The organism is Paenibacillus sp. QJM3NY_38, from assembly GCF_056173265.1.
Window position 1 is genome coordinate 4,149,460 of record NZ_CM149665.1, and the last position, 15,497, is coordinate 4,164,956.

At 50.4% G+C, this 15,497-nt stretch carries 12 protein-coding genes; 1 reads left to right on the top strand and 11 read right to left on the bottom strand.

All coding sequences use genetic code 11. The features are described 5' to 3' along the window. Positions 1-252 precede the first annotated feature (252 nt). Complete coding sequence (locus AC0VZ8_RS19040) at positions 253-1,446, top strand: glycoside hydrolase family 88 protein (RefSeq protein ID WP_475484062.1); 1,194 nt, start codon at positions 253-255, stop codon at positions 1,444-1,446. Between the two features lie 19 nt (positions 1,447-1,465). On the opposite strand, the gene AC0VZ8_RS19045 is transcribed toward AC0VZ8_RS19040, so the two are convergent. The 11 genes from AC0VZ8_RS19045 to AC0VZ8_RS19095 form a co-directional block, all read right to left on the bottom strand. After that, a complete protein-coding gene (locus AC0VZ8_RS19045; RefSeq protein ID WP_475484063.1) occupies positions 1,466-2,551 on the bottom strand; it encodes a sensor histidine kinase in 1,086 nt (361 codons plus the stop codon). Further along, positions 2,548-3,240: a response regulator transcription factor gene (locus AC0VZ8_RS19050; RefSeq protein WP_475484064.1), complete on the bottom strand. Its 693-nt coding sequence runs from the start codon at positions 3,238-3,240 to the stop codon at positions 2,548-2,550. The genes AC0VZ8_RS19045 and AC0VZ8_RS19050 overlap by 4 nt, the downstream gene beginning before the upstream one ends. A 159-nt stretch (positions 3,241-3,399) precedes the next feature. After that, entirely contained in the window at positions 3,400-4,239 is an 840-nt protein-coding gene (locus AC0VZ8_RS19055) for a sugar phosphate isomerase/epimerase family protein (RefSeq protein WP_475484065.1), read from the bottom strand. A gap of 3 nt (positions 4,240-4,242) precedes the next feature. Then, positions 4,243-5,316, bottom strand: a complete 1,074-nt coding sequence (locus tag AC0VZ8_RS19060) for a Gfo/Idh/MocA family protein (protein WP_475484066.1) — start codon at positions 5,314-5,316, stop codon at positions 4,243-4,245. Between the two features lie 184 nt (positions 5,317-5,500). Next, positions 5,501-6,520, bottom strand: coding sequence for a galactose/methyl galactoside ABC transporter permease MglC (gene mglC, locus AC0VZ8_RS19065; protein ID WP_475484067.1), 1,020 nt, complete (start codon positions 6,518-6,520; stop codon positions 5,501-5,503). Next, positions 6,498-8,030 (bottom strand): sugar ABC transporter ATP-binding protein, encoded by a 1,533-nt coding sequence (locus AC0VZ8_RS19070; RefSeq protein WP_475487717.1) that lies wholly within the window; start codon positions 8,028-8,030, stop codon positions 6,498-6,500. The genes mglC and AC0VZ8_RS19070 overlap by 23 nt, the downstream gene beginning before the upstream one ends. Before the next feature lie 115 nt (positions 8,031-8,145). Then, the gene (locus AC0VZ8_RS19075; RefSeq protein ID WP_475484068.1) at positions 8,146-9,198 is read right to left on the bottom strand and encodes a galactose ABC transporter substrate-binding protein; all 1,053 of its coding nucleotides are present in this window, start codon (positions 9,196-9,198) and stop codon (positions 8,146-8,148) included. 171 nt (positions 9,199-9,369) lie between these two features. Beyond that, positions 9,370-10,371, bottom strand: coding sequence for a substrate-binding domain-containing protein (locus AC0VZ8_RS19080; RefSeq protein WP_475484069.1), 1,002 nt, complete (start codon positions 10,369-10,371; stop codon positions 9,370-9,372). Further along, positions 10,364-12,193: a cache domain-containing sensor histidine kinase gene (locus tag AC0VZ8_RS19085; RefSeq protein ID WP_475484070.1), complete on the bottom strand. Its 1,830-nt coding sequence runs from the start codon at positions 12,191-12,193 to the stop codon at positions 10,364-10,366. Before AC0VZ8_RS19085 ends, AC0VZ8_RS19080 begins: the two co-directional genes overlap by 8 nt. Before the next feature lie 5 nt (positions 12,194-12,198). Next, the gene (locus AC0VZ8_RS19090; RefSeq protein WP_475484071.1) at positions 12,199-13,830 is read right to left on the bottom strand and encodes a response regulator; all 1,632 of its coding nucleotides are present in this window, start codon (positions 13,828-13,830) and stop codon (positions 12,199-12,201) included. Positions 13,831-14,027: 197 nt separating this feature from the next. Then, positions 14,028-15,386 carry an MATE family efflux transporter gene (locus AC0VZ8_RS19095; protein WP_216532198.1) on the bottom strand — a complete coding sequence of 453 codons (1,359 nt, stop codon included), beginning with the start codon at positions 15,384-15,386 and terminating at the stop codon, positions 14,028-14,030. Positions 15,387-15,497 lie beyond the last annotated feature (111 nt).

Here is a 15,497-nt window from a genome sequence, read left to right on the forward strand (position 1 = left end):
CTCCTTAGGAATGATGATGTGATGAATATCCTTATCCTATAAGTTTCGCGGGCCGGGCAGCAATGGAAGATGATCGGTTCCCTTGTGTTTTTTTTAGGTGCTTCGAAGGACTTGTGTTTTTTTAAGTTTGACTTGTTATTTCAATAGTTCTTAAGCTGTATATGTAGAATTTTCCAGCATTCTATGGAACAATGGATCAAAAGCAGTTACGACAATGAGCCACACGATGACATCAGTTTTGGGAGGTTAGCGATGAACGGACAACAACAGGAAACGATATCGCCCTATTCGCTATTATGGGGGAAATTGGAAAAGAAACTGTCGCGAATGACCGGACAGCTTCAAGGCAAAGTTCCTCATGCAACAAAGAACGGAATCTATGATTCCACCCGGATCGACTGGTGGACCTCCGGTTTTTGGCCGGGAATGCTCTGGATCATGTATGAGATGACCAAGGAGCCGCAGTATAAGGAGTGGGCTTGGGAATGGGATGTTCAGCTTGAACAAGCGCTTATCGGGGACAGTAATTTCCATCACGATGTCGGCTTTCAATTTCTGCCGACTGCCGTCATCAAATATAAGCTGACCGGCGATGCGGATGCCAGGCGGAGAGGATTGTTGGCCGCTACCCTGCTGGCAGGGAGGTATAACCCGGTCGGGAAATTCATACGTGCTTGGAATCAGGTGAAACCCACTTCATGGAACCATGGGAATGAAGGCTGGTCCATTATCGACTCCACCATGAACCTCTCCCTCCTATTCTGGGCTTCCGAGGAGAGTGGTGACCCGAGATTCGCTCATATCGCCAGAGCCCAAGCGAATACGGTTGCCGAGTTTTTCATAAGACCGGACGGCTCCGTTCGGCACATCTGCCGATTTGATCCGTTAACGGGAGAATTTATCGAAGCGCTGGGAGGACAAGGCTATGGTCCGGAATCTGCTTGGAGCCGGGGAGCGGCCTGGGCATTGCATGGCATGGCTAACACCTATCGCTATACCCGCGATATTCAGTACCTTGAAGCCGCCAAGCGGGTGGCCCATTTCTTCATAGCTTCTCTTGAGGAGGATTCCATACCCCGCTGGGATTTCCGTGCGGAGCGCAAGGAGATGGAACCATCCGCTCATGAAGAGACGGAAGCATCCCCGAAGACTACCGAGCCCCGGGATACGTCAGCAGCATCCTGCGCCGCTTCCGGTCTACTTGAACTCGCGGACCTGGTGCCTATAACCGAAAGAGCTCTGTACCGTGAAAGTGCCTTGCGTATCATCAACTCCTTAACGGCCCATTACGCCGAATGGGATGACCCCGCTTATGAAGGCATACTGAAGGAAGCCACGGGACATCTGCCTGCCGGACAAAATATAAACGTTTCGCTGATCTATGGAGATTACTATTATGTTGAGACCGCTGCCAAGTTAATGGGATGGAAAAACCGGATCTTCTGATCCGGTTTTTTGGTCGTGTTTATTTATTCTTTTTCGGAATCCGAATATAAAAGCAGCTGCCGCCTGTAAACTCATCTCCGCTTTCGGCCCACACTTGACCGCCATGAGCGGAAACCAGCTGCTTGACGATGGCCAGCCCCATTCCACTTCCGCCGCTTAAACGATTCCTCGACTTATCGCCCCGGTATAGCCTTTCGAATATAAACGGCAGATCGTAGGAAGAGATCCCCTGACCTGAATCCTGTATTCGAATCAGGGCATGTGCCCCTTCGTCCACGAGCTCGGCTTGCACCGTTCCGCCAGCTGGCGTGTAGTGTAAGGCATTACTTAACATATTGATTAGCACCTGAAGCATTCGGTCGGCATCCACCTCGGCTAGGATCGGCGAACCGCTGACATATTGCAGGTCTACCTTTTTTTCATGATACATTGCTGCCGCCAAGGTGATCGCCCTCTCCATGATGTGACCAAGCTCCTGCTTGGATCGGGATAGTTGAAATTCCGGCGATTCCATATCGTGCAAATCCTCGAGCTCCGTGACGAGCTGAATCAATCGATCAATCTCTTCCAAGCACGTTTGAAACCGTTCTGCCGTCGGCTCCCATATGCCATCCTCTAGTGCACGGGTGTGACTCTTTAATGTGGTTAACGGCGTTCGCAGTTCATGTGCGATATCTTGGGTCATATTCCTGCGAAGCAGATCCTGCTTCTGTAACTGCACAGCCAGCTCGTTCAGCGAAGAACCGAGTCCCGCAATTTCATCGTACCCTTTGGTTGTCACACGGATGTCCCAATTCCCCCTTGTCATCATCTCAGCCGCTCGTTTCATCTGGACGAGGGGAGCCGATATTCTCTTCGCAACGTATATGCCGATCACGGAAGCAATGGCAATCGATAGGAGACATGTCAATATGATGGATTGCATCTGCGCCTGCTCCAAATGATAATTCAGCTCAGCCATTCCATCATGCACGGATGATTGCTGCTGGAACATGGCGATATGATAATGGTTGGTCGCAATATTGATCACGGTAAACATGATCAATATGCCTGCCGTGATACTGATGATGATAGCGGCAAGCCTCAGGTCCAGCCGATGCTTCAAACCCTATCACCTCCAAAGCGGTATCCGAATCCGTAAACGGTAATGATATATTGAGGCTGCCTAGGGTCGGATTCAATCTTTTGCCTCAGATTTTTGATATGCTGATCAATAATTCGGATGTCGCCGATAAAGTCATAACCTAACACGCGATCAACCAGTTCTTCGCGCGAGAAGTTGCGCTGGGGATACTTGGCCAACAGAAGCAGCAATTTGTATTCGCTTGGCGTCAAGTTTACAACCTGTCCATGGCAGGTAACTTCGTGTTTCATCGAATGAATGGCCAGCGCGCCTTGGTGATACACAATTACGTCCGCCAGGAGCTTGCTGTCATCTCCTCGTCTCAGAACGGCCTTGACTCTTGCTACAACTTCCCGAGGGTCGAACGGCTTCACGATATAATCATCGGCTCCGATGGCAAACCCGCCAATCCGGCTGTTCTGGGCCACCTTAGCCGTTAGCATGATAATGGGTACCGGGCTAAACGTTCGAATCTTCTCGCATATCCGCTCGCCATCCATATCCGGGAGCATGAGGTCCAATATGACAAGATCCACGGATTGCTCTCGCAGGAAATCGAACGCTTCGGCACCGTTGGCCGCTTCCAGCGTCAGATAATGTTCTTTGTTCAGATAGGATACAAGAACTTCTCGAATATTCGGTTCATCATCCACGATTAATATGGTCTTCATTCCGGTTTCTCCTTATTGAAATCCTTCATCAGTACAATTCAACTTTAACATAAGGCTCCATTGTAACTGAAACTTGTGAAGATTCGATGAGGATGAACAAAGAAACCCCTAGCCCATGACATTCATAGGTGCAGCTGTTGTCTATAACTCTGAAGCTCGTCATAACTTGGCCGCTTCGATTTGGGACTTCAAATAAGAGATGCTTTGCGGCACTTCACGTTCATGCAAGCCATGAAGAATCAGCGGACCCTTGAAATGATAAGTGTGCAGCAATTTCATGTAAGCCTTATAATCCAGTTCACCGGTTCCTGCAGCAGTATAATGGAGTCCGTCTACGGTCGAATAATCCTTGGCATGCGCAATAATGACATGTGCGCTGAGCAGTGATAGCGCTTGTTCAATTACCTCTGTTAAAGGCATCCCTTCGTTGGGGTGGAACAAATTCGCTGCGTCCAGAACTATTTTTAACCGGGGAGAATCCATCGTATCCAGCAGCCTTCTGGCTTTGACCGCATCGCTGATCACATTGGCGGGCTCAGGTTCGACAGCCAGCTCCAGCTCGTACTCGACTGCGATATTCACTAATTCACGCATGGTCGTAAGCAGGTCATCCCATGCTTCCGGTGAATTGTTGTCCGGATGTGCCCTCCACATATTGTCCTTATCCCTTGTGCCGGTACACAGGGTAATGACCGACGTTCCCATCGAATGGCACATGGCTGCCAAGTGGCGAAATCGTCGGATATCATCCCGCAATCTCTGACGGTCCGGGTGAATCATATTGAAGGTTCCGGATACTGCGGCTATATGTAGATGCCGTTTCTCACATTCTTCTCTTATATACACCGCGGTTTCCAGATCGATCTCGTGCGGCAGTGATGGGAGACCCCCGCAGGAAAGATTGAATTGAATTACACTCAGTCCGGTTGCTTTCACTGCGTTCAAATTCCCCTCCAGTGTCGGCCTCTCAAACGTCTTGGAGAAAATGCCCAGTCTCATGCTTCATACACCTCCCGTTACGTCAGCCAGCCTCACCGTATCCCCGCATTCCACCGATCGTGCAATCGCCGCCATGGCACGCATAGCAGCAACTCCATCCTCCAGATTGGCCCCTCTCATGGCAACCTGATTCAAAACCGTATCCGCAAAGCCTTCAACCTGCAGCTTGAAGAAATGGGCATCTTCCCCGAGCGGTCGATGATAACAACCATCCCGTGCCGAGAAGACCTCTACATCGCTGGACTTAAAAAGCCAAGGATTATAGGTCTTGCCAATAACGCTTCCGTGTTCGCCGTAGATCTGAAAGCCCTCGTGCCAGTCCATCCGAACGGCAACCGTAAGATCCAGATGTCCTATAGCGCCCGAGGCATACTGCACCGTGACAAACCAATTGTACGCTCCGAACTTCTGGGTGTTCCACGCCGTAACGCTTTCCATCTCTCCGCCTAAAAAACGAGCCGTATCCACCAGATGACTGCCATGCGTCAGCATGAAATAACGCAGCTTATCCAGCTTCGGATTGCCTTCCGGCCTTAAAGCATTCGGACTAAGCTGCACCATCGGCTGCACGTTGTCGGTGACCGTATATCGGTAGGTTGAGTCGCAGTACCATGCTTTCAGCGCCAGCATCTCACCCATCTCTTGATCAATAAACTGCTTGGCATACGCGATGCCGGGGTCAAAGCGCTTCATATTTCCGATTTGGACAATACATCCGGTAGCCCCGGCCTTCTGCTGCAATTCCTCACACTCTTCGACGCTGACGCCCAGAGGCTTTTCCACTAGGACATGCTTGCCTGCTGCAATGGCTTTAAGGGCAGCTTCCACATGAAATTGATCCGCGATGCCAATGATGACAGCCTCCACCTCGGGATCGGCCAGCATCTTGTCATAATCATTGTAGGTTTTTAATGGCTGGTGGATTTCGGCCATGCGGTTCAGCAAATCCTCCGCGACATCGCATATCGCGTATAGTCTAGCATTGCGCGCTCTCCGGCAAGCCTCGAAATGTCCGTACTGCGAAATGGGACCGCAGCCCAGCACGGCTACATTCAATGTCGTTCTTTTCACGGCCATTACAGCACCTCCTGTGGTGGATGATTATAAGAAAACGTCTATCGACGTACTTTCTCAGAAGACAGACCGCGTTTATAGGATGTTTTTCTTGCGGTTATTGAATTGTTCAGCTCCGCTGAAAACTAATAAATTCTATAATCTATTACAAAAGCCGCAGGATATATTCCAGCGGCTACTTATCCTTTTATTTTTTTGCCATGTATTTGCGAATGTCAAATGCTACCGCTGCTACGATAATAAGCCCTTTAATGATCAATTGCCAGTATGGGCTGACACCAATAAAGGTTAATCCGTAATTGATGACGCCGAAGATAAGAACCCCGGCCATCACGCCCGGCACCGTGCCGATGCCTCCTGCAGTGGATACCCCTCCAACCACGCATGCGGCAATCGCATCCAGTTCATACATATTGCCGTAGTTATTCGTCGCGCCCCCGGTTCTGGCAGCCTCCAGTACGCCGGCGATGCCGTACAACGCACCGGAAATAGCGTAGATCGCTATCAGATTACGGGCTACATTGATCCCCGATACATGTGCCGCTTGCACGTTGCCGCCGATCGCATACATATTTTTGCCGAGACGGGTCTTGTTGAAAATGACCCAGCAGATAAGTGCAACGAAGACGGCGATAATGACGATGTAAGGGAGAGAATACCCACCCCCGAAGTCGATGTAGCCGCTGCCCCACACGGTAAAGTCCGGTCTTAAGCCGCCAATCGGCTGGGATTGGTTCGGTTCCATATCAAAATAGATGGAGTTGACGCCATATATGCCGACCATCGTACCGAGTGTCGCTATGAACGGCGGCACATGCAGTTTGGCTACGATGAAACCATTGATGAACCCAACGATAAGTCCCGCTGCAATACCGATAAGAATCGGCGATACAACCGATACTTGAGGCAGGTCCGGGAAGAAGCGATTTGCGTATACATCCGTTTGCAGCATGGAAGCCGATACGACCGCCGTTAATCCGACAACGCGTCCTGCGGAGAGGTCAACCCCGCCGGTGATCAGAATGAACGCCGCGCCAAGCGCGATAATTAATCGGGTGGAGGATTGCTGCAAAATATCCCGGAGCGTGGAGAAGGCCAGAAAGTTGGGATCTGCGACGGCAATCCCGATAACAAGCAATATTAATACTACGAATATAGCGCGCTGCGCCAAATAATCTTTAACCTTACCGATGGTTTGCGTATTCATCGACTTCCCCTCCCGAATCGGCTGACCGCTGCTGTGCGGCAAGCCGCATGATTTCCTCTTCGCTTGCTTCCTGCCCTGCCAGAATTCCCGTCAACCGCCCTTCACTCATCACCATAATTCGGTCGGACATTCCGAGCAGCTCGGGCATTTCGGAGGAAATCATAATAATGCTCTTTCCTTGCTTGGCTAGCTGCGTAATGATGGAATAAATCTCGAACTTCGCGCCGACATCAATGCCACGGGTCGGCTCATCCAGCAGAAGGATCTCAGGCTCGGTCAGAAGCCATCTTGCCAGCAGCACCTTCTGCTGGTTCCCGCCCGACAGATTCCGTATCTGGGTATGGACCGAGGGCGTTTTCGTCCTAAGCTGCTCCACGTTCATACGCGCATCCTGGATTCCTCTGCGTTCATTTAACAGAAACGCCCAATTTTGATACCTGCGAAGATTTGCAATGACGGTATTCTCATAGACCGAGAGCACCGGGAATATGCCGGTAACTCTGCGCTCTTCCGTCAGCAGCGCCATGTTATTTTTCTTGGCGTCCGATGGTGATTTGATCTTTACCGGCTTCCCGTTGATCGATATAGTTCCGGAAGCCACCGGACGAAGTCCGAATATTGCTTCAACCAATTCCGTTCGCTGTGCGCCGACAAGGCCTCCGATGCCCAATATCTCCCCCCGTCTTAGCTCGAAGGATACATTCTGAAACGATTTCGGATTCGTGGAGCTTAATTGGTGGACCTGCATCCGGGTTTCGCCGGGAACGTTCGCCCGTTCCGGATAGCGCTCCGTCAAATCCCGTCCCACCATGCGGGTGATAATCAAATCGGTTGTCAGCTCGCCGGCTTGCCAAGTCCCCACATATTTACCATCGCGCATAATCGTCACGTCATCGGATATGCGCAGGATTTCTTCCATTTTGTGCGAAATGTAGACGATCGACACCCCTTGCGAACGCAGCCTGTTCATGATGCTGAACAGATGCTCCACTTCATTCCTGGTGAGCGATGAGGTCGGTTCGTCCATTACAATCACTTTGGAGTGATAAGACACCGCTTTGACAATCTCAAGCGATTGGATCTTGGACACAGACAGCGCTCCTGTTCTTGCCCTGGGATCAATATCGATATCGAGCTCGCGGAACAGGCGGAGCGTATCTTCTACCATCTGTTTCTCGTTCACGAATTTCAAAGGCCAGAAACCCGTCATCGGAAATCTTCCCAGCCATATATTCTCCATCACGTTGCGGTGCGGCACAGGATGAAGCTCCTGATGAATCATGGATATTCCGTGATTCAATGCGTCCCTGGAGCTGTTGATGGTTACCTTGCTGCCGTTTAAATAGATGTCGCCTTCATCAGGCTTGTAGATGCCGAATAAACATTTCATCAGCGTTGATTTACCTGCCCCGTTCTCGCCCATGAGCGCATGCACGGTTCCGGGTCTTACCTTGAACGTTACGTCGCTTAATGCCTGAACGCCTGGAAACGCCTTCGATATATTCCGCATCTCCAGCACATACGATTCCGCCACCTTGAATGCCTCCTTCGCAGGCCGGGTGAAAAAGCCCAATATAAAGGGACAACGCTACGAATAGCTGCTGTCCCTTCTCATAACCCTGCTATTATTTCGCGTCGGCGATATTGTCCTTCGTTATTTTTTTGTAAGCGATCCATACATATTTGCCGTCGGTAATATCAAATCCGGTGTTGTCCTTGTTCGGCGTTTCTCCTTTGGATAGCGCTGCGGCAATCGCAACGGAAGCTTTACCCTGGCTCTTGGCGTCATTAAGCACAGTGCCGAGAAGCGTGCCGTCTTCCAGCGCCTGAATGGCCGGAGCTGTCGCATCTACACCCACGACCGGCATATACTTGTCGCCGCTGAAGTAACCCGCCGCTTTCAATGCTTCAATGGCACCGAGCGCCATATCGTCATTGTTGGCCAGAACCGCTTCAATCTTGTCGCCATGGGATGCAAGGAAGGCTTGCATCTTCTCCTGTCCCTTCACGCGGTCCCACATGGCGGTATCCACCGCTAGCGCTTCGACTTCGATCCCGGCATCTTGAATCGCCTGAACGGAGAATTTGGTCCTCAGCTCGGCATCCTGATGCCCCGGCTCACCCTGCAGCAATACATACTGCAGCTTGCCATCCCCGTTCTTGTCCGCCTTGGGATTGGCCTTCCAATAATCGACGATAAGCTGACCCGAAATCGTTCCGGATTCCTCCGCTTTTGCCCCTACGTAATACACATTATCCCACTTGTTCATGTCTTCCGCGATCGGCTCCCGGTTCAAGAATACCACTGGCGTATTCGCAGTTTTTGCCTTATCGATAATGACGCCGGCGGCCGTCCGATCCACCGGGTTGATGATCATAGCGCTGTATTTCTTCGAAATGAACAGATCGATTTTCTCATTTTGGGTTGGCTGCGCATTTTGGCTATCCACGATATCCAGTTTGGCTACGCCATTCGCTGCATTGGACATCGCGTTCCGAACGCCTGTCATGAACGTGTCGTCGAACTTGTAAATTGCCACCCCGACTTGAGGTGTGCTGCCGCCTGCCGCCTCATCTTGCTTGCTTTCGCTGCCGGTTGAACTGCTCCCGCCGTTATTGCATGCCGCCGTGGTCAGCATCATGCCGGCTATAAGGATTAACAGCCATTTTTTCTTCACCTGGGTTGACCTCCCTGTTTCATTCGAATTTTCAGTGACGGATACGGCGTTCCTGCGCCATATCTCACTGTCTACCGCCATTATGCCGCAATGCTCCTGACATTCGAATTCAAAATCCTCATGCTTTCTAGCAAAATTCTCATCACTTTGCCTCTAATTTTCGCGATTTCTTTACTTCACAAATGGAAACAGAACCTTCTGATTATCCATCCAGAACATGTTGTCCGCATCAATCACCTTGGTCTCAAGCACAATCGGCTTATCATATTTCGAACCATCCAATACCTTCACAGCCTGTTCTACTCCCAGATATCCCGTGCTGAACCCGTTCTGCACAATGAGTTTATGAAGGATGCCATCCTGCAGAAGTTGAAGCTGCTCCAGGTCGCTTCCGAAGGTGACAATCTTGATCTTCCCCTGAACGTTCCGTCTTGCGACTTCTTTTGCCGCTCCCAAGGAGGCCTGAATATCGAGTGCCAGTATCCCGTCAACCGATTCCCGGTCCAGCAGCTGCTTGGCCGCCTGCCAGCATGCATCTTCACGTTTGCCGCATGCTGCCCCGTCCGCTATCTGAATCCCGCTAATTCCCGACAATACGCTTTTGGCTCCCTCTTCGCGGGCAATGAGGTCGGGATCCTCCCTGTCGGATCGAAGTATGGCGACAACTCCCCGATCGCCAAGTAAGTCGGCCAGCTGTTCACCCGCCTTGCGTCCGGCCGCCTCATTATGGATTGCGATGGCAGACAGGACACCTGTGGTCATTCGCTCATCATTCAAAGCAATGATGGGGACATCAGCTGCTGATGCCTGATCACCTAATTTCAACAGTACGGCTTCGGATGCCGGATCGATCAGAATCGCGGAGGAACCTTTCTCCAGCACCTTCAATGCAGCTTGCAGCTGCTCCGCTTCATCGTCACTAGGCTCCAGCGGGATATAATCAAGCACCATTCCGTATACCTTGGCAGCCGCCTCGGCGCCTAATCGGATGGCATCCCCCTGCTCTTCGGCGTGTATGGGTGCCACGAGTGCAATGTGCCGGAGTTTGGGCTCATTCTCATCTATGGTCGCGCCTGATGAACACGATGTTAAGAAGATCAAGGATAGAATGAGTAGAACAAGACGGCCCATCTGTACAACCGCTATCCATAACACACGATGCATGCTAATCATGCTCCCGCTCCTCCCCTGGCTCGTGAATAATCGGTATCCGTATGCGAACGATAGTGCCCTCTTCAAGCTCGCTCTCATATTCCAGACCGTAACGGTGCCCATAATACAATTGGATCCGGTCATGAACATTTCGAACGGCCACGCCGGAGCCTGCCGTATTGATAAATGGAGCCGGATGTTGTCGCAGCGTTTCAACCTCTAATATCTTTTCAAGCATCTCGGGAGACATTCCGACCCCATTGTCCCTAACCGTCATCTCCAATAGATCGCCTTGTATAGCAGCCGTTATGTGAATATGTCCTTGATCCACCATATATTCAATGCCATGTACGATGGCATTCTCGATTAAGGGCTGAAGCACCAGCTTTAGCGTGTAGCAGGACTGCGCTGCCTCATCCGCTTCGATCATAAAATCGAATTTCTGTTTATATCTCATCTGTTGGATGGTCAAATAATGCCTTGCATGCTCCAGCTCCTCACGGACGCATATGGAGGTCTTCCCTTTGCTCAAGCTCAAACGAAACAGCTTCGACAAGGAAGTGATCATCGTAATGACTTCCTCCTTCTTGCTCATGCCCACCATGCGGACAACCGAATTCAAGGTGTTATATAAAAAATGCGGGTTGATCTGAGCCTGCAAGGCTTCCAGCTCGTATTTGCGCTTCGATTCCTGCTCTTTCACAATCTGTTTCATGAGCTGCCTGATCTTATCCAGCATCAGATTGAATCGGCTGGACAGCTGTACCACTTCCAGTGGCCCCTGCATCGGGAGCTCCACGTTGAAATCGCCACGTTCCACCGCCTTCATCGTTCTGCCCATCCGGCGGATGGGGCGGCTCAGCATAGCCGAGAGAATCAGGGAAACTGCGATGGCAAGCACCAGAACCATCGCCACGACCTGAACCAGATAACGATTGACCTCTTCTCTTGTGGTCATGATTTCATCCAAATAGGAAACCCCAACGATTTTCCATCCTATATTAACGACTGATTTCACCGTATTCAGCCGCTTGACCCCATCCGATTCATCAATGTAGCTGTCAGAGGAAGTAAGTGCCCGCTCTACGCTCTCATTCCGAAGCCCCATGTAAATTAGTTGCTGCTGGGGATGATACACGATGTTTCCCGCTCCTTCATCGATGATGTACGCATACCCCCGCTTACCCAAGCTAATACGGCTGCTTAACTCATCGATTTTCTTGAAGTTGATATCTACCAGCAGAATGACATATGTTGGCTCCCCATTATGAACAACCGTAATTCCTTTGCTCATCGTGACAACCCATTTAAATGTATGGTCGTACAAATTCTGCACATGCGGCAGTGAGAAGCTCAGATGGTTGGAGACTCTCATGGCCGAGTGAAACCAGCTTTGTTCCGTCACCCGCGCGCTGGCCTTAACCGGCATAGCCGGATGGTTCCTCAGCATATCGCCCTGTTCATTAAATAACGCGATGGAGACGATGTCATCCCGGCTTCGCATGATGGTGTTCAGCTGTTGAGTAACCTGCTCATCGTCCCATTGCCCGTCCGCGAGCATGTTTTCCTCAATGGCCCGATACAGCTGTGCCATCCCGTCCACATAATCCTCGAGATTATAGCTTACTTGATCCACGATTTGCTGGGCATTCAGAAACACGCTTTGCTCCGCCGATCGCGAGAATTTATTGAACAACAGAACGGCCACCACGATCACGATCAGCAGAATAAATGCCGAGAAGGACCACATGATGATCGATTGAATGCTGTGTGCGCGAAATCGCCTAATCCATCGCTGAATGGTTGGTTTAATCGAGTTCCGCTTGGCATACGCGATTTTCACCAGATCTACCCCCTCGCTTGTGTCCGGTATTCCTTGGGCGAGATGCCGACCAACTTCTTGAAGCAGAAGCTGAAATAATTCGGATCCGCAAATCCGACACGCTCCGCGATTTCGAAAGCTCTAAGATCCGATGATCGAAGAAGCTCCTTAGCCGTTTCCATCCGAAGCTGCATCAAATACTGCACGTAGGTCATTTTGACTTCTCTTTTAAACACAGCGCTAAAATAGCCTGTACTAATATGAAGCTGCATGCACAGCTTCTGCAGAGATAACTCCGAATCAACGTAATGCTCCCGTGTATAATGGAGTGCCTTCTCCACAATGTCTTTGTACGCATGCTGCCTGGAGCTGGAAATATGCTTTCGTATGGTCAAACTAATGTCCTGCAGCCAGGCTTTCACCTCGTGTAATCCGGAAAACTTAAAAATCTCCGCATGCAGCTGAAACCCTGCGCCGAACAATGCCTCGAGCTCAACCCCGGATTCTTTGGCGGATCGCAATACGGCCGTTACAACCTCCAGAAGGTATACCTGAACGTCCTGAATGGTACATGAGGCGCCAATGAGTTCATCGAATATATGCGAAATGGCTTCGGTCAATTCCTCTTCGGTTCCGAGCTTTAGACTGCGGATCAGCGCTTGCTCCTTTAATTCATCCAGACGAACCCCCTCCGGTCTCGGACGCTCGACATCATCGATGAAAATGACTTTCTCGGCACCCAGAATCAACCGGTAGTCGAGCGCCAGCAGCGCACCCTGATAGGAAAGCTTAAGGTCTGTTAGATTCCCCACCTGTGAGCCCACACCAATCGTAACCGGCAGCTTCAAATAATGAAGAATGCTTTTTAATAAACGGTCAAGTGTCACCTGCAGCTCGCTAAACCACTCTTCCTCTCTCTCATCATTCGCAATCAGCAGCACAATACTGTCCTGATATATGAATACGCTTACAAGAAATAAGGGATCCAGAAGCTCCTTAGCGATGTTCAGCATGGCGTGCAGCATTAAATCCAAGTCTCCAGAATGGCGTAGGGAGGCTGAGGATGGTTGCTCTTTATCAACAGAAGCGGGATATAAGGCCATTACCGCAGCAAGGTAACAACCTCCGTTCAAAGATAATTCGTAATTTCGAATCTTCTCCTCAACAATCGAGCGGGGTAATTTCCGGGTGAGCAGCGACGCAAGAAACGATTCCCGAAGCAATGGCAGGCTCGTGCGGTAATGCTCCTTCAACTGGCGCACATCCTCGCGCTCTGCAACCTCCAAATCGATCTTGTCCTTGATCTTCCTCAATAGCTCCATTAAGCTTTCGGCTGAGAAAGGTTTAAGCAAATACTCGTCCACGCTGAGCGTAATCGCTTGACGGGCATAATCAAATTCATCGTATCCGGTTAAGATCACGATTTTGCACAGCGGCTGAAACTCTCTGAGCCATGAGGCCAACTGGAGCCCATCCTGAAACGGCATACTGATATCGGTAATGACAACATCCGGCTCCAATCGCTCCGCAAGCTCCACAGCCTCTCTCCCGTTCTCCGCCGTCCCCTCGATCGTGAATCCGCAGGCTCCCCACTGGATTTCCTGCACGAGTCCCTCTCTTACGTCGGCTTCATCGTCCACTAACAGCACTTTGTACAAGACAACCCCTCCTGTTCTAATCTGTCAAATTAGTTAAAAGAATCTAATGTGATCTTACCGCGGCCCATCCAAATTTGGAATGCATCATTTTCACGCTCTTTGAGGCAAAAAAAAGAACGAATGCATGGCTCTTGAACAACAGAGTGATTTCTGTTCGTTAAGTCATGATTCGTTCTGAACTCGATTGTATAAAATCCTTACGCCTGGGCCGGTATGGAGACGGGATTAGCAGGCGTGCCTAACCTTTTAATGCTCAGGTAGTAGGCAATGCCGAGCGGGATGACGGCTCCGAGCCAAGCCAGCGGGTTCGCCAGACTTGCGCCGAGGAACCCGATCTGCGCGGTCAGGAAGATGGCAGCCAATACCCGCATGATCAGTTCCATGATGCCGGCTACGGTTGGGATAAAGCTCTGTCCCAGTCCCTGCAGCGTGAAGCGGTAGATGAACAGCAGCGAGAGAAGCAAATAGGTGCTTCCGTTCGATAAGAAATACAGCCTGCTAAGGGACAGCAATTCTTCCTGTCCTTGACCGACAAAAAGGCTGACGGCTGCAGGACCCGCGAATATAACCAGCAACCCCACGGCGATGCTGAAAGATCCCGAGACCCATATACATTGTTTAACTCCAAGCTTAATTCGGTCTATGCGATTCGCACCGAAGTTCTGGGCCGCAAAAGTCGCCATCGTAATGCCAAAGGAACTCATGGGCTGCGTAGCGAGCATGTCAATCTTCTGAGCAGCAGTATATGCGGCTACGGCTGTTGCCCCAAGTCCGTTAAGCGTAATCTGAAGAATGATGGCACCGATTGCAATGATGGAGGCTTGGAAGCCCATCGGGAAACCGACCCACATATGCCGGCGTATAAATGTCCAATCGATGGACCAATCAGCATTCTTGAATTGCAGAAGCGGAACCTTTTTATGAATGTATAACAAGCAGAGCAGGCAGGAGAACAGCTGCGATACCACCGTGGCAAGCCCTGCTCCGGCTACTCCCATCTTGAATACGAGAATAAATAACAGATCGAGTACGATATTCAGAATGCTTGCGACCACCAAGAATAGAAGCGGTGTCCGGCTGTCCCCAAGCGCTCTGAGCAAGTTCGCCAGCAGGTTGAACAGGACGGCTGCCCCAACACCCCAATTAATGACGATTAAGTACGAATAAGCATCATCCAGGATTTCTGCCGGCGTGTTCATCATGACGAGGACAGGCCTCGTGAATATGACACTCACAATGGTCAGGAAAACCGTGAATACAAGGCTAATCCATATACTCGTTCCCACGCTTTTGCGAACGCCCGCGATATCCTTGGCGCCAAAACGCTGCGCCGTTATGATGGATAAACCTGCCGTCAAGCCTTGGGCAAAGCCAATGACAAAAAACAAAATACTGCCGGTCGAGCCAACGGCCGCAAGTGCGTTCACACCAATGGTGCGCCCAACGATCAGGGTATCCGCCATATTATAAAATTGTTGAAAAATATTTCCGATTAAAAGCGGGATCGTAAACATGATGATCAGCTTGATCGGACTTCCTTGCGTCATGTCTCTCATGTAGATTCTCCTATGCCGTCACTAAACGTTCCTCTATATATTTATTAGATAATATAACGCTATAAAGCCTATAGAGCAGTGCCTTGAAAACATTATAATGGGTGAGGGTCG

Excerpts from the sequence above, each read along its gene's own strand:
- AC0VZ8_RS19040 (WP_475484062.1), top strand. The coding sequence starts at position 253 with ATGAACGGACAACAACAGGAAACGATATCGCCCTATTCGCTATTATGG.
- AC0VZ8_RS19050 (WP_475484064.1), bottom strand. The coding sequence starts at position 3,240 with ATGAAGACCATATTAATCGTGGATGATGAACCGAATATTCGAGAAGTT.
- AC0VZ8_RS19055 (WP_475484065.1), bottom strand. The coding sequence starts at position 4,239 with ATGAGACTGGGCATTTTCTCCAAGACGTTTGAGAGGCCGACACTGGAG.
- AC0VZ8_RS19060 (WP_475484066.1), bottom strand. The coding sequence starts at position 5,316 with ATGGCCGTGAAAAGAACGACATTGAATGTAGCCGTGCTGGGCTGCGGT.
- mglC (WP_475484067.1), bottom strand. The coding sequence starts at position 6,520 with ATGAATACGCAAACCATCGGTAAGGTTAAAGATTATTTGGCGCAGCGC.
- AC0VZ8_RS19070 (WP_475487717.1), bottom strand. The coding sequence starts at position 8,030 with ATGCGGAATATATCGAAGGCGTTTCCAGGCGTTCAGGCATTAAGCGAC.
- AC0VZ8_RS19080 (WP_475484069.1), bottom strand. The coding sequence starts at position 10,371 with ATGATTAGCATGCATCGTGTGTTATGGATAGCGGTTGTACAGATGGGC.
- AC0VZ8_RS19095 (WP_216532198.1), bottom strand. The coding sequence starts at position 15,386 with ATGAGAGACATGACGCAAGGAAGTCCGATCAAGCTGATCATCATGTTT.